At 64.1% G+C, this 22,337-nt stretch carries 19 protein-coding genes; 14 read left to right on the forward strand and 5 right to left on the reverse strand.

Annotation, left to right across the window (positions count from 1 at the left end; translation table 11 throughout):
* Nucleotides 1–16 precede the first annotated feature (16 nt).
* The 4 genes from gpt to trpE all read left to right on the forward strand — a co-directional run bounded on the left by gpt (nucleotide 17) and on the right by trpE (nucleotide 5,332).
* Nucleotides 17–520, forward strand: coding sequence for a xanthine phosphoribosyltransferase (gene gpt / locus AC4HIX_RS00725; protein WP_490397471.1), 504 nt, complete (start codon nucleotides 17–19; stop codon nucleotides 518–520).
* A gap of 149 nt (nucleotides 521–669) precedes the next feature.
* On the forward strand, nucleotides 670–1,845 hold the full coding sequence (locus AC4HIX_RS00730; RefSeq protein WP_490397472.1) for an aminotransferase: 1,176 nt from the start codon (nucleotides 670–672) through the stop codon (nucleotides 1,843–1,845).
* A 118-nt stretch (nucleotides 1,846–1,963) separates the two neighbouring features.
* Nucleotides 1,964–3,805, forward strand: a complete 1,842-nt coding sequence (locus AC4HIX_RS00735; protein WP_490397473.1) for a peptidyl-prolyl cis-trans isomerase — start codon at nucleotides 1,964–1,966, stop codon at nucleotides 3,803–3,805.
* A 15-nt stretch (nucleotides 3,806–3,820) separates the two neighbouring features.
* Nucleotides 3,821–5,332, forward strand: coding sequence for an anthranilate synthase component I (gene trpE / locus AC4HIX_RS00740; RefSeq protein WP_490397474.1), 1,512 nt, complete (start codon nucleotides 3,821–3,823; stop codon nucleotides 5,330–5,332).
* A gap of 80 nt (nucleotides 5,333–5,412) precedes the next feature.
* Here the strand turns inward: trpE and AC4HIX_RS00745 are convergent, their stop codons facing one another.
* On the reverse strand, nucleotides 5,413–6,987 hold the full coding sequence (locus AC4HIX_RS00745) for a divergent polysaccharide deacetylase family protein (RefSeq protein WP_490397475.1): 1,575 nt from the start codon (nucleotides 6,985–6,987) through the stop codon (nucleotides 5,413–5,415).
* A 191-nt stretch (nucleotides 6,988–7,178) separates the two neighbouring features.
* Between AC4HIX_RS00745 and AC4HIX_RS00750 the strand changes: the two genes are divergently transcribed.
* From AC4HIX_RS00750 to lexA, 7 genes are all read left to right on the forward strand, one after another.
* Nucleotides 7,179–7,760 (forward strand): anthranilate synthase component II, encoded by a 582-nt coding sequence (locus AC4HIX_RS00750; RefSeq protein ID WP_490397476.1) that lies wholly within the window; start codon nucleotides 7,179–7,181, stop codon nucleotides 7,758–7,760.
* On the forward strand, nucleotides 7,757–8,776 hold the full coding sequence (gene trpD, locus AC4HIX_RS00755) for an anthranilate phosphoribosyltransferase (RefSeq protein ID WP_490397477.1): 1,020 nt from the start codon (nucleotides 7,757–7,759) through the stop codon (nucleotides 8,774–8,776). The genes AC4HIX_RS00750 and trpD overlap by 4 nt, the downstream gene beginning before the upstream one ends.
* The gene (locus AC4HIX_RS00760) at nucleotides 8,773–9,426 is read left to right on the forward strand and encodes a uracil-DNA glycosylase (RefSeq protein WP_490397478.1); all 654 of its coding nucleotides are present in this window, start codon (nucleotides 8,773–8,775) and stop codon (nucleotides 9,424–9,426) included. The genes trpD and AC4HIX_RS00760 overlap by 4 nt, the downstream gene beginning before the upstream one ends.
* Before the next feature lie 14 nt (nucleotides 9,427–9,440).
* On the forward strand, nucleotides 9,441–10,253 hold the full coding sequence (trpC, locus tag AC4HIX_RS00765; RefSeq protein WP_490397479.1) for an indole-3-glycerol phosphate synthase TrpC: 813 nt from the start codon (nucleotides 9,441–9,443) through the stop codon (nucleotides 10,251–10,253).
* Nucleotides 10,254–10,265: 12 nt separating this feature from the next.
* Nucleotides 10,266–10,736, forward strand: a complete 471-nt coding sequence (gene moaC / locus AC4HIX_RS00770) for a cyclic pyranopterin monophosphate synthase MoaC (RefSeq protein WP_490397480.1) — start codon at nucleotides 10,266–10,268, stop codon at nucleotides 10,734–10,736.
* Nucleotides 10,737–11,909, forward strand: a complete 1,173-nt coding sequence (locus tag AC4HIX_RS00775) for a molybdopterin molybdotransferase MoeA (RefSeq protein ID WP_490397481.1) — start codon at nucleotides 10,737–10,739, stop codon at nucleotides 11,907–11,909.
* A 153-nt stretch (nucleotides 11,910–12,062) separates the two neighbouring features.
* Nucleotides 12,063–12,770, forward strand: coding sequence for a transcriptional repressor LexA (gene lexA, locus AC4HIX_RS00780; protein WP_490397482.1), 708 nt, complete (start codon nucleotides 12,063–12,065; stop codon nucleotides 12,768–12,770).
* Here the strand turns inward: lexA and AC4HIX_RS00785 are convergent.
* Nucleotides 12,764–14,836, reverse strand: coding sequence for a ComEC/Rec2 family competence protein (locus AC4HIX_RS00785; protein WP_490397483.1), 2,073 nt, complete (start codon nucleotides 14,834–14,836; stop codon nucleotides 12,764–12,766). The two genes, lexA and AC4HIX_RS00785, sit on opposite strands and share 7 nt — an antisense overlap.
* A 79-nt stretch (nucleotides 14,837–14,915) precedes the next feature.
* Between AC4HIX_RS00785 and gltX the strand changes: the two genes are divergently transcribed.
* From gltX to AC4HIX_RS00800, 3 genes are all read left to right on the forward strand, one after another.
* Nucleotides 14,916–16,316 carry a glutamate--tRNA ligase gene (gene gltX, locus AC4HIX_RS00790; protein WP_490397484.1) on the forward strand — a complete coding sequence of 467 codons (1,401 nt, stop codon included), beginning with the start codon at nucleotides 14,916–14,918 and terminating at the stop codon, nucleotides 16,314–16,316.
* Nucleotides 16,317–16,442: 126 nt separating this feature from the next.
* On the forward strand, nucleotides 16,443–17,738 hold the full coding sequence (locus tag AC4HIX_RS00795; protein WP_027237699.1) for a citrate synthase: 1,296 nt from the start codon (nucleotides 16,443–16,445) through the stop codon (nucleotides 17,736–17,738).
* Nucleotides 17,739–18,096: 358 nt separating this feature from the next.
* A complete protein-coding gene (locus AC4HIX_RS00800; RefSeq protein WP_490397485.1) occupies nucleotides 18,097–18,918 on the forward strand; it encodes a calcium-binding protein in 822 nt (273 codons plus the stop codon).
* A 28-nt stretch (nucleotides 18,919–18,946) separates the two neighbouring features.
* On the opposite strand, the gene AC4HIX_RS00805 is transcribed toward AC4HIX_RS00800, so the two are convergent.
* The 3 genes from AC4HIX_RS00805 to AC4HIX_RS00815 form a co-directional block, all read right to left on the reverse strand.
* Complete coding sequence (locus AC4HIX_RS00805) at nucleotides 18,947–19,723, reverse strand: enoyl-CoA hydratase-related protein (protein WP_490397486.1); 777 nt, start codon at nucleotides 19,721–19,723, stop codon at nucleotides 18,947–18,949.
* 102 nt (nucleotides 19,724–19,825) lie between these two features.
* Entirely contained in the window at nucleotides 19,826–20,299 is a 474-nt protein-coding gene (locus tag AC4HIX_RS00810; RefSeq protein ID WP_490397666.1) for a cytochrome c-type biogenesis protein, read from the reverse strand.
* Between the two features lie 5 nt (nucleotides 20,300–20,304).
* The gene (locus AC4HIX_RS00815; protein WP_490397487.1) at nucleotides 20,305–22,269 is read right to left on the reverse strand and encodes a heme lyase CcmF/NrfE family subunit; all 1,965 of its coding nucleotides are present in this window, start codon (nucleotides 22,267–22,269) and stop codon (nucleotides 20,305–20,307) included.
* Between the last annotated feature and the right edge of the window lie 68 nt (nucleotides 22,270–22,337).

Consider the following 22,337-nt stretch of genomic DNA (forward strand, 5'->3'; position numbering starts at 1 on the left):
GCGGGGAGCAAGAAACATGACCGACCGTCTGCCGCACGAAAAAGGCTTTCACATCAGCTGGGACCAGATCCATCGCGACTCGCGCGCGCTGGCCTGGCGCCTGGACGGGCGAGGCCCCGATAATGGCGCTTGGCGGGCTGTAGTGGCGATTACCCGCGGCGGCATGGCGCCGGCCATGATCGTCAGCCGCGAACTGGACATCCGTACCGTCGATACGATTTCGGTGCGGTCCTACCACCACCAAGCCCAAGGCGAAGCAGAGGTGCTGAAAGCCCCGGACGCTGATCTGATGGGCGACGGCGAGGGCGTGCTGATCATCGACGACCTGGTCGACAGCGGCAAAACCCTGGAACTGGTCCGCGAGATGTACCCCAAGGCGCATTTTGCCACTGTCTATGCCAAGCCCAAGGGGCGCCCGATGGTGGACACCTTCATCACCGAAGTAAGCCAGGACACCTGGATCTTCTTTCCCTGGGACATGGCGTTGCAGTACGTGGAGCCCTACCGCGGCAAAGACTGACCCGACTCTGTTTCAAGGTTTCAGAGGCGCGCGTTACAGCGCGCCTTTTCTTTTGGGCCTTCCTGCTTGAGCCGCGACCGGCACCGTGCCAGACATATGCCGGGCGCAATCGGACGCGCCGGAAAACAAGCCGCAGCCCGGAGCCGCTCATGCCCCTGCCCCGCACCCAAGCCACTTTTGTCTCGCCTATCGTCGAATCGCGCCGCTGGGTGGCCGGGGCCGCGTTTCCCCCGGAACGCCCTCTGCTGAACGTGAGCCAAGCTGCCCCGGCCGAAGCCCCGCCCCAGAGGCTGCGCCAGGCGCTGGCCGACGCTGCGCTGACCGACGTTTCAGCCCACCTCTATGGCCCGGTGCTGGGAAATGAGCCGCTGCGCCAGGCGCTCGCGAGGCAGATCTCCACGCATTACCAAGCCGGCGTGCGGGCTGGGCAGGTCGCCATCACTTCCGGCTGCAACCAGGCCTTTGCCGCCGCCATCGCCGCACTTTGCGCTGAAGGCGATGAGGTGATCATCCCGGTCCCCTGGTACTTCAATCACAAAATGTGGCTGGACATGGCCGGTGTCACGGCTGTTCCGCTGCACGTCGGCGATGGCATGCTGCCGGATCTCGCGCTTGCAGAATCCCTGATCACGGAGCGCACCCGCGCCATCGTTCTGGTGACACCCAACAACCCTTGCGGCGTCGAATACCCCGCCGGGCTGGTGCAGGCCTTCTTCAGCCTCGCCCGCGACCGCGGCCTGGCGCTCATCGTAGACGAGACCTACCGCGATTTCGACAGCCGTGATGGCGCGCCGCACGGGCTGTTTCAGATGCCGGAGTGGGACAGGACCCTGATCCACCTCTACTCCTTTTCCAAGGCTTACCGGCTGACCGGCCACCGGGTCGGCGCCATTGTGGCATCTGAGGACCGGATGTTCGAAATGGAGAAGTTTCTGGATACTGTCACAATCTGCCCCTCGCAGCTGGGGCAGGCCGGCGCCCTATGGGGAATTGAAAACCTGCAGGATTGGCTGGCGGGCGAACGCCAGGAAATCCTGGACCGCCGCGCCGCGATTGAGGAAGGGTTCCCGGTACTGGCAGCCAAAGGCTGGAAACTGCTCGGCTGCGGCGCCTATTTTGCCTATGTCGAACACCCCTTTGACGCGCCATCCGAGGAGATCGCAAAGCGGCTGGTGTCTGAAGCCTCGATCCTGATGCTGCCGGGCTCGATGTTCATGCCCGCAGGCGACCCGGACGGCGACCGCCAGTTCCGCATTGCCTTTGCAAATGTGGACCGGGCAGGCATCCGGACGCTGTTCGACCGTCTGGCGGCCTTTAATCCCTGATCATCCAGCAGTTTGATCCGCAACCGTCTTGCCCCTCTGCGGGCAGCCGCGTATTCAGTCAGCGGCATTTCCCGCTGCCAGGCAAACCCTTGCGCAGCAGAACAATAAAGAGGGCATCATGGCCGCAGGCATGAAACACCTATCCAAAACCTTTGTCTGGATCCTGATGGGGATGCTGATAGTCGGCCTCGCCGGATTTGGCGCGGTGAATTTCACCAGTTCCTCCTCCTCCGTTGCCCAGGTCGGCGATGAGGAAGTCAGCATCGGAAACTATGTCCGCGAGCTTCAGCGCGAACAGCGCGCCCTGCAGGCTCAGACCGGACAGGCGGTGTCGATGTCGCAGATGACTGCCTTTGGGATGGACCGGATGGTTCTCGGGCGGCTGATCTCTCTGGCGGCACTGGACCACGAAGCCAAGCAGCTGGGCCTGTCGATCGGCGATGAAAACCTGATCGAAGAACTCTCTTCGATTGATGCCTTCCAAAGCGTCAGCGGCGAATTCGACCGCGATGCCTACCGCTTTGCCCTGCGCAACGCCGGCCTGACCGAGAAAGAATTCGAAGAGGATCTGCGCCGCGAAGCCGCCCGCACCATGGTGCAGGGTGCAGTTCTGTCCGGCACCAAAATGCCGGAAACGCTGACCGAAACCCTGACCGGTTTCATCGGTGCCCGCCGCAGCTTCTCTTACGTTCAGCTCAATGCTGCTGACATCGCCCTGACCGCCGAGGTTCCGTCAGATGAGGACCTGCAAGCCTTCTACGAGGCCAATCAGGACCAGTTCATGCTGCCGGAAACCAAGGTCATTACCTACGCCGCCCTGCGCCCTTCCATGCTGATGGATGAGGTTGAGATCGACGAGACTGCCCTGCAGCAGCTGTTTGAAGACCGCAGCGAACAGTATCAGGTGCCCGAACGCCGCCTGGTCGAGCGCCTGGTCTTTGCCGATCAGGAAGCTGCGGCCAGCGCCAAGGCGCAGCTGGAAACCGGCGGAGCCACCTTTGAAAGCGTTGTCGAGGCCCGCGGGCTGACTCTGCAGGACGTTGACATGGGCGACGTGACCATGGGCGATCTCGGCGCGGCAGGCACAGACGTGTTTGCTGTTGAGGTTGGCACCGTGGCAGGACCCCTGCCCTCCGATCTCGGTCCGGCGCTTTACCGCGTGAACGGCCGCCTGGAAGCCCAGATCACCACCTTTGATCAGGCAGAGCCGGAACTGCGCGAGGAACTCGCCTCCGGCCGGGCGCGCCGTCTGGTAGAGGCGCAGGCCGAAGATATCGACGACATGCTTGCCGGCGGCGCGACCCTGGAGGAGCTGGCGACCGAGAGCGGGCTGGAACTGGTCCAGATCAACTGGACCGAAGAGTCCAGCGAGGGCATCGCCGCATATGAAGGGTTCCGCACCGCCGCTGCTGCGGTCACCGCAGATGACTTTCCGGAAGTGAATTTCCTGGACGATGGCAGCCTGTTCGCCCTGCGCCTTGACGAGGTTCTGCCCGAACGCCCCGAACCCTTTGCAGAGGCCAAGGATAAGGTCCTGGCTGCCTGGCAGGCTGACCGCCTGGCAAACGCCCTGAAAGCACAGGGTGAGGAGCTGCTGGCTCAGGCAGAGGCCCAGGATAACTTTGCGGAAGGCGCCGAGGTCAAAACCGAAACCGGCCTGACCCGCACTGCCTACATCGACACCGTGCCGGCGGAGCTGGTTACCGGGGTATTCGATATGGAGCTCGGAGAGTTCCGCCTGGTGCAAGATGCGAACTCGGCCGTTGTGGTCCGTCTCGATGCCATCCTGCCGCCGGAGCAGAGCGACGACATGACCCTGCTCACCCAGGCCCTGCAGGCGCAACTGGACCAGTCGCTGGCCGAGGAGCTGTTCCAGGCCTATGTGCAGGACGTCCAAGCCCGCGCCGAACCCCGTGTCGACCAGCAGGCGCTGAATGCAGCGCAGGCAAACTTCCAGTAATCAAGGCAAGCACCCATGGCCCTGACCCCCGATTTCGACAGTTTCGCCAAGGCCTATGAGGCCGGTGAAAACCAGGTCGTCTACACCCGCCTTGCCGCCGACCTCGACACGCCGGTGTCGCTGATGCTCAAGCTCACCGGCGCCCAAAAAGACGCCTTCATGCTGGAATCGGTGACCGGCGGCGAAGTGCGCGGGCGCTATTCGATCATCGGCATGAAACCGGATCTGGTCTGGCGCTGCCACGGCGAGCAGTCCGCGCTCAACCGCTCAGCGCGGTTTGATGCGGATGACTTCACGCCGCAGGACGGCAACCCGATGGACAACTTGCGGGCGCTTATTGCCGAGAGCAAAATCGACCTTCCCGACGATCTGCCCCAGGCTGCCGCCGGTCTCTTCGGCTATCTCGGCTATGACATGATCCGGCTGGTGGAGCACCTGCCGGACGTGAACCCCGACCCGCTCGGCCTGCCCGATGCGCTGATGCTGCGGCCTTCGGTGATTGCCGTGCTGGACGGGGTCAAGGGCGAGGTCACCGTGGTCTCCCCCGCATGGGCCAGCGACGGCCAGACCGCAAAGGCCGCCTATGCCCAGGCTGCGGAACGGGTGATGGACGCGGTCCGCGATCTGGAACGCGCCATGCCCGCGGAAAGCCGCGATCTCGGCGATGCTGATGAGGTCGCGCCGCCGGTCTCAAACTTCACCAAAGAGGGCTACATGGCCGCGGTGGAGAAGGCCAAGGACTACATCCGCGCAGGCGACATCTTCCAGGTGGTGCCGGCACAGCGGTGGACCCAGGAGTTCCGCCAGCCGCCCTTCGCCCTTTACCGCTCCCTGCGGCGCACCAACCCGTCGCCCTTTATGTTCTACTTCAACTTCGGCGGCTTCCAGGTGGTGGGCGCGAGCCCTGAAATCCTGGTCCGCGTCTTCGGCCAGGAAGTTACCATCCGCCCGATCGCAGGCACCCGTCCCCGCGGCGCCACGCCTGAGGAAGACAAGGCGCTGGAACTGGATCTGCTCGCCGACAAGAAGGAACTGGCCGAGCACTTGATGCTGCTGGACCTTGGCCGCAACGACACTGGCCGGGTTTCTAAAATCGGCACCGTGCGCCCGACTGAGAAATTCATCATCGAACGCTACAGCCACGTGATGCACATCGTCTCCAACGTCGTGGGGGAGCTGGCAGAGGACAAGGATGCGCTGGATGCCTTCTTTGCCGGCATGCCCGCAGGCACCGTCTCCGGCGCGCCCAAGGTGCGTGCGATGGAGATCATCGACGAGCTGGAACCGGAAAAGCGCGGTATCTACGGCGGCGGCGTCGGCTATTTCTCGGCCGGTGGCGACATGGACATGTGCATTGCTCTGCGCACCGCCATCGTCAAGGACCAGAACCTCTACATCCAGGCAGGCGGCGGCGTTGTCTACGACAGCGACCCGGAGGCGGAGTATATGGAGACAGTCCATAAATCCAACGCCATCCGCCGCGCCGCTGCAGATGCCGCCCGCTTCACCGGCAACGGCAACCGGTAACGCCGAAGAGACGCCGCCGAAGCTTCACCTTTCCCGAAGTACTCCCGCCGGAGGCAACGGCGCCCGCCCAGGGCGCCGTTTCACTTTGACGGCAGCTGCGCCTCAAGGCTGGCAGATACCGGCGACAGGGCCACCCGGGCGGCCCGGTCCTGCAAACCCCAAAGCAGCAGCGCCGAAATCGTGTCGGGCCGCAGACGGCCCAGCATGATCACCGCGCCCTCCTGTCCGGCCCGGAACGCCGCCTGATCCAGAAACCGGCGGATCGCCCGCGGATTCTGGCCCGCCCCGTCAAAGTCGCGGAACACCACACCGGCAGGCACACCATCCCGCAGCGCCAGTTTCTGCACCGTGTTGAGGCCGCTGTTCTGTGTCACCAGGCCATAGCCGGCAGAGGCCGCCATCGCCGCCACCTGGTCAGCCAGCGGCCGGTTGCCTTGCACTCCGGTGTCCACCCCTTCCAGTATGGCCACCGCTTCCGGCAAGTTCCCGCGCCAGACTTCCAGCGCCGTCTCGGCGTCCTGCGGCGTGGCGGCACGCGGCAGGTCCGCCAGCATCAGAACCTCGAACCCCGCCGCCCGGCGCGCCGCCATCTTCGCCGCGGCCTCAGGGTCGTCAGGGTCAATGGCAAAGCTCAAGGGGTACGGAAACTCTGCCAACGCTTCTGCGCCCACGGCACCGGCGTCATCAATCAGCACGATCGACATCAGCGGCCGGTCTTCCGGGTTGGCGAACGGTTCCGCGAAAGCCAGAAACGGCGGCTTGTCCTGCGGCTGGGGGCCGGCCTGCGCAAACTCCTGCGTTTTGTCCCGTTCGGTCAGGGGAACCACTGGCGTGCCGATGCGCGGAGCCAGGACCTCCTGCTCCGGCTCTTGGGCAACGCCGGCCTCGTCCTCAGTCTTCACAGCTTCATCCCCGGCGCTGGTCTCAGGGACAGCCGGCGCCGCGCCGATCACCGGCAATGTGGTCGCTTGCGGCGCTGCACCGATATCGGGGGCCAGCACCGACGCCGTCGCTTGCGAGGCAGGGTCTTGCTGCACGGCGGGCAATGGTGGTGTTGCCTGAGGCGCCGCGACGGAGGCAGTCTCTTCTTCGGCCGGCTGTTCGGGTTCTGGCGCCGGCTCCGTTGCGGCTATGACTGCGGTCTCGCTGCCGGGCGCTTGCGGGGCCTCCGGCTGGGCGGCCTGCGGCTGGCCTTCAGGTCTCGTCTGCTCCACACCCGGCGCTGGGGCCGGTGCGGGACTGGTTCCGTCAACCGCAGATGCGGCAAGGCCGACCTCCGGCTTGCCCGCAGGTGCCGTATCAACTCCAGTCAAGGCACTCAGATCATCGGCTGCACCAGTTGCGGCCGGACTTGCAGGCTGTGCTTCTACCAGGTCTGCATCGCGCCCCTGGCCATTGCCGGGGATTTCCGCAACCTTGCCGCCGCCATCAGGCATTTGCGGGGCATCGCCAGGCTCATGCGGCGCCGGCTCCGTCGCGGTGCCGGCCTTATCTTCATCTGATTGTTCCGAAGGTTGCGGCACGGCAACCGTCTGGTCTTCACCGGCCTGTTTCTCCGGTTCCGAAACCGGCAGCGGCACCGATAATGACAGCATCGCCAGCCCGCCAGCGGCCAGCAAAGCCCCAACACTCACGCCGCCCAGAAATCCACGCATGCCTGTTTTGCCTCTCAATCCGTCTTTCCGTGCTGCGTCAATCCGGCCTGCCTGGACGAACCCTGTTACCGGCCCTGTCCCGCAATCGCCTTTCCTGCCCTTGACGCTGCCCCGTATCCCTGAACATGTATGTTTCGACCACTATACTGCGGCGCGCCCCCGGCCCGCCACCCTTAAAAGAGCCCGCTACGATGCTGCTGCTGATCGACAACTACGATTCCTTTACCTACAACCTCGTGCACTATCTGGGCGAGCTGGGCGCGGAAATGGAAGTGCACCGCAACGACGCCATCAACGTGCAGGAAGCGATGGCGATGAAGCCGTCCGGCATCCTGCTGTCGCCCGGGCCCTGCGATCCCGATCAGGCCGGTATCTGCCTGGCGCTGACCGAAGCGGCGGCTGAGACCGGAACACCGCTGCTGGGCGTCTGCCTGGGCCATCAGACCATCGGCCAGGCCTTTGGCGGCAAGGTGGTGCGCTGCCACGAGATCGTGCACGGCAAGATGGGCAAGATGCACCACAAAGATAAGGGTGTTTTCAAAGGCTTGCCCTCGCCCTTTGAAGCGACGCGCTACCACTCCCTGGTGGTGGAGCGCGACAGCCTGCCGGACTGCCTGGAGATCACAGCGGAGCTGGAAGACGGCACCATCATGGGCCTGCAGCACAAGGAGCTGCCGATTCACGGGGTCCAGTTCCACCCCGAATCCATCGCCTCCGAACACGGCCACGCGCTGCTGAAAAACTTTCTCGACGTTATGAAGGTGCCCGCATGAGTGACCGCCTGAAGCCGCTCATCGGAGCAGCTGCCGAACGCTCTCTGACCCGCGAAGAGGCGGAAACCGCCTTTACCCTGCTGTTCGAAGGCGAGGCCACGCCCAGTCAGATCGGCGGCCTGCTGATGGCGATGCGCACCCGCGGCGAAAGCGTCGATGAATACGCCGCCGCCGCCGCCGTGATGCGCGCCAAGTGCAACCCGGTGAAGGCGCCCGCCGGCGCGATGGACATTGTCGGCACCGGCGGTGACGGCAAGAACACCCTGAACATCTCCACCGCCACCGCGTTTGTCGTGGCGGGCGCCGATGTTGTGGTCGCCAAACACGGCAACCGGAACCTCAGCTCCAAATCCGGCACCGCGGACTTGCAGTCCCAGATGGGCATCAACGTGATGGTCGGCCCGCAAGTTGTTGAAAAGGCTATCAATGAGGCGGGGATCGGTTTCATGATGGCGCCCATGCACCATCCGGCGGTGGCGCATGTGATGCCCACCCGGCAGGAGCTGGGAACCCGCACTATCTTCAACATCCTCGGCCCCCTTACCAACCCGGCCGGCGTCAAACGCCAGCTGACCGGCGCCTTCAGCCGCGCGATGATCCGTCCGATGGCGGAAACCCTCAAGGCGCTCGGGTCCGAACGCGCCTGGCTGGTGCACGGCTCCGACGGCACTGATGAGCTGACCATCACCGGCATCAGCTGGGTTTCGGCGCTGGAGGAGGATGGCGAGATCCGAGAGGTGGAGCTGCACCCCGAAGACGCCGGCCTGCCTGTGCATCCCTTTGACATGATTGTCGGCGGCACACCGGAAGAAAACGCGATGGCCTTCCGTGTGCTGTTGCAGGGCACGCCCTCAGCGTACCGCGATGCAGTGCTGCTGAACGCAGCCGCTGCGCTGGTGGTGGCCGGTAAGGCTGCGGACCTCAAGGAGGGCGTCGCCCGCGCCGCCGAGTCGATCGACAGCGGTGCTGCCAAAGCCAAGGTAGAGGCGCTGGCCCGCATCACCTCAGCCGCATGACCGCTCTTCCGCCAGGGCTGGGCCGCTGGGCCGGCCTGCCCTTCTTCACAGATCAATGGCCCGGTATCGCAACCGCGCTGCAGGCGGACCCGCGTGAGGTCCTGCCGCCCGCGCTGCAGCGGTTTGCCGCGCTGGAGCTGACCCAGCCGGAGGACACCCGCGTGGTGATCCTGGGCCAGGACCCCTATCCAACGCCCGGCCACGCCCACGGGCTTGCGTTCTCGGCAGAACCGGACGTGCAGCCGCTTCCCCGCTCCTTATCCAATATTTACAAGGAGCTGGAGGCGGATCTTGGTGCAACCCGTCCGAACGGCGACCTGCGCGGCTGGGCCCGCCAGGGGGTGCTGCTGCTGAACACCGCCCTGTCGGTCCCCGCGGGTGAGGCAAACGGCCACAAGCACCTCGGCTGGCACCATCTGGTGCATCAGGTGCTTGAGATGACGTCAGAACGCCCCACCGCTTACATTCTCTGGGGTAATGCGGCGCAAAAGCTTGAAAAACATATCAAACCGGGCGATCACCTGATCCTGAAAACCGCGCATCCCTCGCCCCTGTCGGCGCGGCGCGGCTTCTTTGGGTCCCGGCCCTTCTCAAAAGTGAACAATTGGCTCGCCGCACGCGGTGAAGCCGGCATAGACTGGAACACATGAACGGAGGCACTGGCATGACCCAAAACGTGCTGGACAAGATCAAGGCCTATAAGCTTGAGGAAGTGGCCGCCGACAAAGCCGCGAAACCGCTTGAGGCGGTTGAGGCCGAGGCGCGCGAAGCCTCCCCGGTGCGCGGCTTTGCCGACAGCCTGTTTCAGGCCAGCCGCCAAGGGTACGGCCTCATCGCGGAGATTAAGAAAGCCAGCCCGTCCAAGGGGCTGATCCGCCCGGATTTTGAACCCGCTGAACTGGCCAAAGCCTATGAGGCCGGCGGCGCCACCTGCCTGTCGGTGCTCACCGATACGCCCAGCTTTCAGGGTGCCAAAGACTTCCTCACCCAGGCGCGCGCAGCCTGCTCGCTGCCGGCACTGCGCAAGGATTTCATGTATGACACCTATCAGGTGGCCGAAGCCCGTGCGCTGGGCGCCGACTGCATTCTGATCATCCTGGCTTCCGTCTCCGACGAACAAGCGCAGGAGCTGGAGGAAAGTGCGTTTGAATGGGGCATGGATGTGCTGCTCGAGGTGCATGACGCCGAAGAGCTGGAGCGCGCCTGCAATCTGAAATCGCCGCTGATGGGTATCAACAACCGCAATCTCAAGACGTTTGAGACCACGCTGGACACCACCCGCGAGCTGTCGCGCCTGGTGCCTGCTGACCGGACCATCGTTTGCGAAAGCGGCCTGACCACACCTGAGGATCTGGCGGACATGGCCCGTTACGGCGCCCGGACGTTCCTGATCGGCGAAAGCCTGATGCGCCAGGAGGACGTGGCCGCGGCCACCCGTGCTCTGCTTGCCAACCCTCTGACTCCCGGCATGATGTAAAGGAGGCAGCCCATGAGCCTCACCCATTTCGATACCAAGGGCGACGCCCATATGGTCGATGTCTCGGACAAGGACGTCACTTCGCGCATTGCGACTGCCGAGGGTCACATTGCCATGGCGCCGGAAACCTTTGAAATCATTTCAGAAGGCCGTGCCAAGAAGGGTGATGTTCTCTCCGTTGCCCGCTTGGCCGGGATCATGGGCGCCAAGAAGACACCGGACCTGATCCCGCTCTGCCACCCGCTGCCGGTGACCAAGGTTGCGGTGGAGCTGACGCTGGATCCGGGCCTGCCCGGCGTGCGCATCAAGGCAACCGTCAAGACCACCGGCCAGACCGGCGTTGAAATGGAAGCACTCACCGCCGTCTCCACCGCTGCGCTCACCGTCTATGACATGGCCAAGGCCGTGGACAGGGCGATGCAGATAGGCGGCATCCGCGTCACGCTGAAAGATGGCGGAAAATCAGGCAGGTACGAGGCATAGATGATCTCCGTCAGCGAAGCCCGCGCGCATCTTCTGGCGCTTGTCTCCAAGCTGGAGACCGGAGAAGTTCCCTTGGCAGAGGCCGCGGGCCGGGTACTGGCAGAGGATATGCACGCGCGCCGCGACCAGCCGCCCTTTTCCGCTTCCGCCATGGATGGCTACGCGGTGAATGCTGCCGAAGTCGAGCTGCACGCCATGTTCAAGGTGATCGGCGAGGCTGCTGCGGGCCATGCCTTTGACGGCCGCGTGGGCGCGGGCCAGGCGGTGCGGATCTTCACAGGCGCGCCAGTGCCGGAAGGCGCAAGTTTCGTTGTTATTCAAGAGGATATCAGCCGGACCGGAGACCTCATCACCATCAGGGATGAGCCTGGAAGGAACGACAACATCCGCCCCCGCGGCGGTGATTTCACCGATGGTCAGACCGTCTCCGCACCCCGGCTGCTGACACCTGCGGACGTCGCCCTTCTGGCCGCGATGAACATCCCCTCCGTTCCGGTCATTCGCCGCCCCGAGGTCGCCCTGATCTCCACCGGGGATGAGCTGGTGATGCCGGGCGGCACGCCCGGCCCGGACCAGATCATCGCCTCCAACACCTTCGGGTTGAAGGCGATGCTGGAGAGCCTCGGCGCGCGCGCCCGCATCCTGCCGATTGCCCGCGACACCGAAAGCTCCCTGCGCACCGCCTTTGAGCTGGCTGAGGGCGCCGACCTGGTGGTGACCATCGGCGGCGCCTCCGTTGGCGACCACGATCTGGTCGGCAAGGTGGCGCAAGATCTGGGGATGGAGCGCAGCTTCTACAAAGTCGCCATGCGCCCCGGGAAACCGCTGATGGCAGGCCGGATGAACTCTGCCGCCATGGTGGGTCTGCCCGGCAACCCAGTGTCAGCGATGGTCTGCGGCCATGTGTTCCTCGCACCGATGATCCAGGCGATGCTTGGCCTGCCGGACAGCGGCCAGTCGCTTCAAACTGCCGCCTTGGCGGAGCCTCTTTCTGCGAACGGTCCGCGCGAGCATTACATGCGCGCCCGGATTGAGGACGGGAAGATCAGCGCTTTTGCCAATCAGGACAGCTCATTGCTTACTGTCCTGGCCGGGGCCAACGCCTTGCTGATCCGTAGGCCGGGTGACGGCTCACGCGACGCAGGCGAAACCGTGCAATATTTGCCGATCTGACACCCCTTCATCTTTGCAAAAATACTCCAGCTAAATGAACGCGACTCCCGCGCGTCCAATATCCGCCACAACCGCAAGCCGCCATGTTGACACAAAACGTGAACATGCGTAGAACAAAAGAAAACATCTACAAGAGGCGCGGAGGGAGCGGCGATGCTCACGAAAAAGCAGCTGGATTTGCTGGAATTCATTCACAAACGCCTGCAGCGGGACGGTGTTCCGCCCAGTTTTGACGAGATGAAGGAGGCGCTGGATCTGCGCTCCAAATCCGGCATCCACCGGTTGATTACTGCCCTGGAAGAACGCGGCTTCATCCGCCGCCTCGCCCACCGCGCCCGCGCCATTGAGATCCTGCGGCTGCCCGAAAGCCTTGGTGGCACGCCAGAGCCGCAGGGCTTTGCTCCCGCTGTAATCGACGGCGGCCAGAGCGGCCAGCGTACTGCCGCAGCTGCGGCCCCCGACCCCATGCGTCAGGCCGCGGTCGAGCTGCCGGTCATGGGCCGCATCGCGGCCGGTGTTCCGATTGAAGCGATCAGCCAGGTCTCGCACCATGTGGCGGTGCCGGGCGGCATGATTGCCCCCAACGGCCAGCACTTTGCGCTGGAGGTCAAGGGCGACTCGATGATCGAGGCCGGCATCAACAATGGCGACATCGTGGTTATCCGCGAGACCAGTTCTGCCGACAACGGAGACATCGTGGTGGCACTGGTCGAAGGCCAGGAAGCCACTTTGAAGTATTATCACCGCCAGGGCGGAATGATTGCGCTGGAGGCCGCGAACCCGGTCTATGAAACCCGGCGCTACCCCGAGGACCAGGTGCAGGTTCAGGGCCGCCTCGTCGGACTGATCCGCACTTACTGACCCTGCGCTGTCACCGCGAGCAGCCGCCGCAGGCGCCGGATCTCCGGCCCCTCCGGCTTCCACCCGCTCCACAGACGCGCTCCGGTCGCTTCGCGGGCAGTCAGCAGCCGCCCGTCGGACTGGACCGCGATGCTGCCGGTCTGCCGCAAATCCTCGGGCGTCAGCAGCAAGCAGTCGCCAAGCGGCACGCCGGCGACGTTGGAGACGATAATATCTCCTTTCTTACAGGGACTTGCCTGCAGAAGCTTACGCTTTCCCGGTGCGTGAACCAAGCGGTACCCCGCAGCTTTCCAAACCGGCAATCCCATGTCCGCCGCTCGCCACCGCGCAGCGGCCTCGGGCTGGCTGGCCGCATCGCCATCGTTTTCCAGCCAGATCTTTGCCGTGAACGCCTGCCCCTTGGCCCGCGACAACGCACGGCCCTCGGTTTCCATTACTCCAATCAGCCCGCCGGATCCGGCGATGATGACCGCGGGCCGCTCCGCCCCGCTCCAAACCCACAGCGCCGCAGCCGCTGGCAACAGGCCAGCGAGCCGGAGCCTCCCCTGCCAGATCACCGCGAATACCATGCCCGACGCAAACAGCGGCAGCACCGCGCCGCCCGGGGCCGCCACATGGGACACGGCCCCCTCAAACCCCGACACGGTTTGCGCGACGCCCAGGATCCAGTCCATGCCCCAGCGCATCACCGTCAGCGCAATCCCTTCCAGCCCGATGGGCACCAGGCACAGCGCCAGTACAGCCGCCGGAATGACCACAGTGCCCATAACCGGAACTGCCAGCACATTTGCAAGAAGACCGTAGTGAGGAAGGGTGTTGAAATGCGCGGCTGCAAAGGGCGCGGTTGCGGCACCTGCCACGGCGGAGGAAATCACCAGCGCCAGAACCGGCCGCAGCCAGCGCGGGCCCAACGGAACCTCCCCATCGCGCAGCGCGGCAAAAACCGCGACCAGCGCGGCCGTCGCGGCAAAGCTCATCTGGAAACCCGGGCTCAGCAGGCTTTCGGGACGCCGCAGCAATACGATCAATGCCGCCACTGCCACCGCCCGCAACGTGATCGCGCGCCGGTTCAGCAGCACCGCGCCCAGCATCACGGCGACCATGACAAAGGCCCGCTCCGTCGCCACATTGCCACCTGACAACATCAGATATCCTGTCCCGGCAGCCAAGGCGGCCAGCGCCGCCAGCTTCTTGACCGGCCAGCGCAGGGCAACCGGTGGCACCAAGCAAAACAGAACCCGAACGGCTGCAAAGACAAAGCCCGTGAGCAAGCCCATATGCAGACCGGAGATTGCCAGCAAATGCGCCAGGTTGCTTTGCCGCAGGGCCGTCAGGGTCTGCTCGCCGACACCGCTGCGGTCGCCTGCGGTGATGGCCGCGGCGAAACCGCCGGTTTCGCCTGGGATCCGCTGCTGCAGGTACCCTGCCATTGCGCGGCGCAGGCGCTCCACCGGGACACCATCTCCCGGTGCCTCCGCCAGCAGAACCGGTACTCTGGTATAGCCGAGGGCGCCCAGTTGTTTGAACCAGGCATGGCGGCGGAAGTCGAACCCGCCCGGCTCGGCCGGCCCCTGCGGCGGCAGCAGATGCGCGGTTGTCATCACAATGGCGCCGGGCGGCGGAACAGTGTCCTGCCCCTTCAGCGAAATCCTGACACGGACCGGCGTTTTCGCGGGAGACACACGGTCCAGCCGTACCTGGTCCAGGGTCAGCCGCAGCGCATCGGTCGGGGAGCGGTCCACCGACACCACACGCCCCTCCACCGGGCCATAATAGCGGAAATCAAGAACCGGACCCGCAACCCAATTGGCGCGGGCACCCGCCAGGCACAGGCCCGCGGCCGCAAAGGCTGGTGCCCACCACAGGAACGCCAGCGGCCGCCGTTGCATCGCAAACCAAGCCAGCAGCATCGAAACCGCCGCGAAAGACGCATAAACCGCCCAGCCAGGTTCGCTTTTCAAATTGAAATAGGCCCCGATCCCGGCGCCCAGAAATACTGGAACCCAGGGGAACAAATGTCCCCGCTGCGCCTGCAGCAGGTCTGCGATGGCTGCGCTCAGCCGCATGCTTGCCCCCCGCCTTCTGGCCCGGTAGACAGGCGGAAACTCTATGCCTCCCATGGTTTCCAAAAGGTAAATCCCGCTCATGACCCAACCGGTTGTCACCCGTTTCGCGCCCTCTCCCACCGGCTTTCTGCACATTGGCGGCGCCCGCACCGCGCTGTTCAACTGGCTTTATGCCCGCGGCCGCGGCGGCAAGTTCCTGCTGCGGATCGAGGACACCGACCGCGAACGCTCCACGCCGGAGGCCACTGCGGCCATCCTTCAGGGCATGGAATGGCTCGGGCTGGACCACGACGGCGAGGTGATCAGCCAGTTCGAGCGCGCAGACCGCCACGCCGAGGTCGCCAAACAGCTGCTGGCGGAAGGCAAGGCCTACAAGTGCTTTGCCACCCAGGAGGAAATTGCTGCCTTCCGCGAGCAGGCCAAGGCCGAGGGCAAGTCCACCCTCTACCGCTCGCCCTGGCGCGACGCTGATGAGGCCAGCCACCCGGACGCGCCCTATGTGATCCGCATCAAGGCGCCGCAGGATGGCGTCACTGTGATTAAGGATCAGGTGCAGGGCGATGTGACCATCCGCAACGACCAGCTGGACGACATGATCCTGCTGCGCTCGGACGGCACCCCTGTCTACATGCTGGCTGTAGTGGTGGATGACCATGACATGGGCGTCACCCATGTGATCCGCGGCGATGACCACCTCAACAACGCCGCCCGCCAGATGATGATTTACGAGGCGATGGGCTGGGACGTGCCGGTCTGGGCGCATATCCCGCTGATCCACGGGCCGGACGGCAAGAAGCTCTCCAAACGCCACGGCGCGCTTGGCGCGCAGGAGTATCAGGCGATGGGCTACCCGGCTGCTGGCATGCGCAACTATCTGGCGCGTCTTGGCTGGTCGCACGGCGATGACGAATTTTTTACAGACAGCCAGGCCAAAGAGTGGTTTAACTTTGACGGTATCGGCAAAAGCCCGGCCCGGTTCGACACCAAAAAGCTGGAGAACCTCTGCGGCCAGCATATTGCCGTTAGCGATGATGCCGCACTGCGGCAGGAAATCTGCGCATATCTGGCGGCTGCTGGAGAACCGGCCCTGACTGACGCACAGTCACAAGGGCTGGAAGCTGCGATGTATTGCCTCAAGGACCGGGCCCGCACCTTCCCGGAACTGCTTGAAAAAGCGCATTTTATCCTTGCGTCTCGGCCTCTTGAACGGGATGCGAAGGCAGAAAAAGCGCTGTCTTCTGTATCCGATGGTATACTGGAAGAATTGACGCCGCAGTTGCAAAATGCTAGCTGGGTCCGTGACGATCTGGAGGCGCTTCTGAACGCATTTGCAGAAGCACATGATACCAAGTTCGGCAAACTGGCAGGCCCGTTGCGGGCTGCGCTTGCGGGCCGGGCGGTAACGCCTTCGGTGTTCGATATGATGCTGATTCTGGGCCGCGATGAAACCATCGCCCGGCTCAAAGACGCGACAGGCTGACTTCGGTCTTTACGCCCGGGTAAGCCTGTTTTGATAAGACAACCCCTGCGCGAAATCGCGCAGGCGCTGCCCCGCATGAAGACGCCCGAGCGGCAGCTTTCGTGCCTGTAACAGGAAGGGACATCCATGACCGAGACACAGAAATCTGCCACGCTCAGCCTGAATGGCGAAAATTACGAGCTGCCCATTTTCTCGCCAACGGCCGGGCCCGATGTCCTCGACATCCGTAAGCTCTATGCGCAGGCAGGTGTGTTCACCTATGACCCGGGCTTCACCTCCACCGCCAGCTGCGACAGCACCATCACCTATATCGATGGCGGCAAGGGCGAACTGCTGCACCGCGGCTACCCGATCGACCAGCTGGCGTCCAAGTCGCATTATCTGGAAGTCTGCTACCTGCTGCTGTACGGCGAACTGCCGACCGCCGCTCAGCTGGAAGACTTCGAGACCCGTGTGACCCGTCACACCATGGTGCATGAGCAGATGCACAACTTCTTCCGCGGGTTCCGCCGCGACGCGCACCCGATGGCGACCCTGGTGGGCGTGGTCGGCGCGATGTCGGCCTTCTATCACGACTCGCTGGACGTGACCGACCCGTGGCAGCGCGAAGTTGCTGCGATCCGTCTGATCGCCAAGCTGCCGACCATCGCGGCGATGGCCTATAAGTACTCCATCGGCCAGCCCTTCGTGTACCCAAAGAACGACCTGGATTACTCGGCCAACTTCCTGCACATGTGCTTCTCGGTTCCGGCCGAGGAATATCACGTGAACCCGATCCTGAGCCGCGCGATGGACCGGATCTTCATCCTGCACGCCGACCACGAGCAGAACGCTTCGACCTCGACCGTGCGCCTGGCGTCCTCCTCCGGTGCCAACCCGTTTGCCTGTATCGCTGCGGGCATCGCATGTCTCTGGGGCCCGGCACACGGCGGCGCCAACCAGGCCTGCCTGGAAATGCTCAAGGAAATCGGCTCCGTTGACCGCATTCCGGAGTTCATCGAACGCGCCAAGGACAAGAACGACCCGTTCCGCCTGATGGGCTTTGGCCACCGTGTGTACAAGAACACCGACCCGCGCGCCAAGGTGCTGAAGCAATCCGCGGATGAGGTGCTGGAGCTGCTGGGCGTCGAAGACAACCCGCTGCTGCAGGTCGCCAAGGAGCTGGAGCGCACCGCGCTGCACGATGACTACTTCATCGAGAAGAAGCTGTTCCCGAACGTCGACTTCTACTCCGGCATCATCCTGGAGGCGATGGGCTTCCCGACCTCGATGTTCACCCCGATCTTTGCGCTGTCGCGCACCGTCGGCTGGATCTCGCAGTGGAAAGAGATGATCGCCGATCCGCAGAACAAGATCGGCCGCCCGCGCCAGCTGTACCTGGGCGAGACCCTGCGCGACTACGTCGACATCGAAAAGCGCTGATAGCTGCGCAGACAATCAGACAAACGCCCCGCACTTTGCGGGGCGTTTTTTATTAGCCGCCGATGCAAACACCGGCCTTCGTCCCGCCTGCACCCCTAATCCGCATCTGCTGCGGCTGGCCAGAACGCGAAACAATCCCGGCGGTTTCAGCTGACCGTTTCGTTGCGAATTTCAATATTTACGAGTATTTGACTAAAATCACTCAACTCAATACCAAACTACTTAGTTTACTCCAATCCGGTGGTGCGCGCGCCCCGCGCGCGTCGTTACAGAACGTCACCCGCCGGGCGGCTACAGGATTGAATAGATGGAATTTTTGATTTTGCTCGGTATCGGCCTGACCATAGGCGGTGTGGCTATGGCAGCGGACGATGATGATGACGGCGCCAGTGAACCCGACGCCACGGAACCGCCTCACACCGAAGAGCCCGTAAGTACCATCACCACGTCTGATGCTGCAGATGACTTGACTGCCACTGACCAGGACGAAACCATTTTTGCCAGGGGCGGAGACGATATCGTCGAAGGCCGCGGCGGCGATGACCGCCTGTTTGGAATGGACGGCACCGACATTCTGGTTGGCGGCACCGGCGACGACTTTGTGCGGGGCGGCGCCGGCGATGACTATCTTATCGACAACGACGGATCGGACACTCTGCACGGGGATGCCGGCGATGACAGGATCATCTCAACCAGCGGTATCGACGGCGAAGGAATTGTCGGCTTTTCGCGTGGGGTGGCCGACGGGTCCATCACGGATATCAGTGGTCTCTCCGGGTTTGTGAATCCGGATACGGATCTTGACGGCGATGCAGACAGCGTCTCAGCCGGCTATGGCGATGATACCGTGATCGCGGGGGATGGCGACACCATCTCTCTTGGCGAAGGACGCGACACTCTGGTGGTTGGTGATTGGGTCGCGTCCAACGATGACCCCGTTATCGTGACAGATTTTGACCCCGCCGAAGACCTGCTGGTCTACTCCTGCAACGGCGACGGGCTGCCGCCCAGGCTGTCGGTTCAGACCGTCGGCGACGGCAGCGGCGACGAAGGGCAAGGCTCTGCCCTGCTCTTTGCAGACAATGTATTCGTCGCACGGATCCAAGGCGCCGGCGGGTTGCTGACGGTCAGCGATGTTTCCATCGACGACCGTTCTTCCGGCGGGTCGTTTTTCTCCTAACCGATCGGCCCCGTCCCCTGAGTGCCTGTCAGCGCCCCTCGAACTTCGCGGGGCGCTTTTCCATGAAGGCTGTTACACCTTCCAGGAAGTCGCGGGTCTTGCCGCATTCCCCTTGCAGATGCGCCTCTTCCGACAGCTGTTCCATCAAGCTGCGGCCCGTGCTTTCGCGAAGGGCGGATTTGGTGGCGGCAAAGGCCTTGCTGGGTCCTTGCGCCAGATAGGCGGCACGCTCGCGCCAGCGGGCGTCGAACTCCGCATCCGGCACCGCTTCCCAGATCATGCCCCAATCGCTGGCCTGCTGCGCGCTGATACGGTCGGCAAACAGCGCCGCACCCATCGCCTTGGCCATACCGATCTGGCGCGGCAGGAACCAGGTGCCGCCGGCATCGGGCATCAGGCCAATCTTGCTGAACGCCTGCATGAAAAACGCGCTTTCACTGGCGATCACCACATCCGCCGCCAGGGCCAGGCTGGCGCCGGCGCCGGCGGCAGCTCCGTTGACTGCGGCCACGACAGGCACCGGGCAATTGTAGATCGCCTCAACCATCGGCAGGTATTCGTCGCGCAGCGTGCGCTCCAGATCCAGGTCGCCGCTGCTGGAGGCATCGCTCAGGTCCTGGCCGGAGCAGAACGCATCGCCCGCCCCCGTCAGCACCACCGCACGCGCTTCTGCCGACGCCATCCGCACCGCATGGGTGATTTCCGAGCGCATCAGGCTGGTCAGCGCGTTCTTGCGGCTGGCACGGTTCAGGGTGATGACCGCCAGCCCGCCCTCCAGCGTGAACAGGATTTCCTTGTAGTCCATAGGGTTGCCTCATAAAGCTTGCGTCCCGCCCAGCCGTGCGCAGCGGGCCCGTTTGACGCTATGGTGACGTAAAGCCCGCCCGCCGGAAAGGCAGACCCGGCGTCAATCCTTCAGGATTTTGCGCAGCCGTTCCTGTTCTTCCGCACTCAGGCTCTGCTCTGCGGCTTTCGGCGCCCGGGCCCGGCCGCGAACATAGAGTACCGCAATCACCAGCGCCGCCAGCAGCATCAGCGGGCCCGCCGCCCACAGCAGCCAGTTGGCACCGCTGGTGGTAGGCCGCAGCAGCACGTATTCGCCATAGCGGGCGACGATGAAATCCATCGCCTCACGGTCGCTGTCGCCGGCCACCAGCCGCTCCCGCACCAGCACCCGCAGGTCGCGGGCCAGTTCGGCGTTGGATTCATCAATGCTTTCATTGCGGCAAACCAGGCAGCGCAGGTCCTTGGACAGCTCCCGCGCACGCGCCTCCAGCGCCGGGTCCGCCAGGATCTCATCCGGCTCCACCGCCAGAGCGGGCGACGGGGTGACGGCAGCTGCCGCCATAAAACCCGCCAGGGCGACGATCAGAAAACGCATCCGTTTCATTCCGCAGGCACTCCGCTTGCCGGTGTCTTGCGCGCGCCCGCAGCCACGCGGAAGCGCCGGTCGCTTAGGCTCAGCAGCCCGCCAAGCGCCATCAGGATGGAGCCGGCCCAGATCCAGTTGGCAAAGGGTTTGATATAGGTGCGCATGGTCCAGCTGCCGTCGGCCTGCTGGTCGCCCAGCACCACATACAGATCCCGGGTCACCCGGTAGTCAATCGCCGCCTCCGTGGTCGGCATCTTGGCCACCGGATAATCGCGTTTCTCCGGGAACATCACCGCTTCGGGCCGGCCGTTTCGGGTCACTTCGACGCGTCCCTTGGTGGTGAAGTAGTTCGGCCCTTGCTCACGGCTGACATCCTGCAGCACCAGCGTGAAGGCACCAACCTCAAACGGCTCGCCAATACGGGCCACGCGGATATCCTCCTGCTCCCAGGCGGTCAGCCCGGCAACGGCAAAGATGGTGACGCCAAGGCCCGCGTGGGCCGTGGCCTTGCCCCAGTCCGCCCGCGGCAGCCGCAGCACCCGCTGCAAGCGGCCGGATTTGCCGCTGCGCATCCACAGATCCGTCAGCGCACCGAACACCACCCAGGACCCCAGAAACAGCCCGACCGGCCCCAGCGCAGACCGCCCGGTCTGCATCGACCAGGCCAGAACGCCCAGTGACACCGCCAGCACAAACACATAGCGCAGTTGCCAGGCGGTGCGCCCGATCCGGCCGCGCTTCCACGGCAGCATGGCGCCGACCGGCAGCAGCAAGCCCAGCACCACCATGAAGGGGGTGAAGGCCGAATTGAAGAACGGCGGGCCGACGCTCAGCTTCCGGTCCAGCAGCATCTCGGCCACAATCGGCCAGATGGTGCCGAAGAACACCACGAAGCAGCTGACCGCCAGCAGGATATTGTTGGCCACCAGCGCGCTTTCACGGCTGATCATGCCAAAAACGCCCTTGGCCTCCATCGCCTGCGCACGCGCCGCAAACAAGGTCAGCGCGCCGCCGGTGAAGAAGGCCAGGATGATCAGGATAAACACGCCCCGCTCCGGGTCGTTGGCAAAGGCATGGACGCTGGTGATCACGCCCGAACGCACAATGAACGTACCGATCAGCGAGAAGCCGAAGGCCAGGATCGCCAGCAGGATGGTCCAGCTTTTCAGCGCCTCGCGCTTTTCCACCACGATGGCGGAGTGCAGCAGCGCTGCGGCCAGCAGCCAGGGCATGAAGGAAGCGTTCTCCACCGGGTCCCAGAACCAGAAACCGCCCCAGCCCAGTTCGTAATAGGCCCACCAGGACCCCAGCGCGATGCCGATGGTCAGAAAGATCCAGGCGGCCAGCGTCCAGGGCCGCACCCAGCGCCCCCATGCGGCATCCACCCGGCCCTCGATCAGGGCTGCGACGGCGAAGGAAAACGCCATGCTGAGGCCCACATAGCCGAGGTAGAGGAACGGCGGGTGGAACGCGAGGCCCGGGTCCTGCAGCAGCGGGTTCAGGTCCTGCCCGTCAAACGGCGGCACCGTCAGGCGCAGGAACGGGTTGGAGGTGAACAGGATGAAGGCAAAAAACGCCACCCCGATCGCCGCCTGCACCGCCAGCACCCGAGCCTTGAGCGTGGGCGGCAGCCCGCCGCCAAAGACCGAGGCCAGCGCGCCGAACAGGCTGACAATCAGCACCCACAACAGCATCGAGCCCTCGTGGTTCCCCCAGGTGCCGGAGATCTTGTACAGCATCGGCTTGGCCGAATGGCTGTTCAGCGTCACCAGCTTCAGCGAGAAGTCGGAGGTGATGAAGGCCCACATCAGCGCGCCAAAGGAAAACGCGGTGAACAGGAATTGCGCCTGCGCCGCAGGCTCTGCCACGGCCATCCAGCCGGGCCAGCGTTTCTGCGCGCCGATCAAGGGGATCACGGCCTGCACGATAGCGATCATGAAGGCGAGGATAAGGGCGAAGTGGCCGAGCTCTGTAATCATGTTTTTTCCTATACGCCTGTCTGCCGGGGGGGCCAATGGCAAACGCCGCGCCATGCCGCCGCAGAGGG

This window comes from Leisingera sp., from assembly GCF_982940295.1.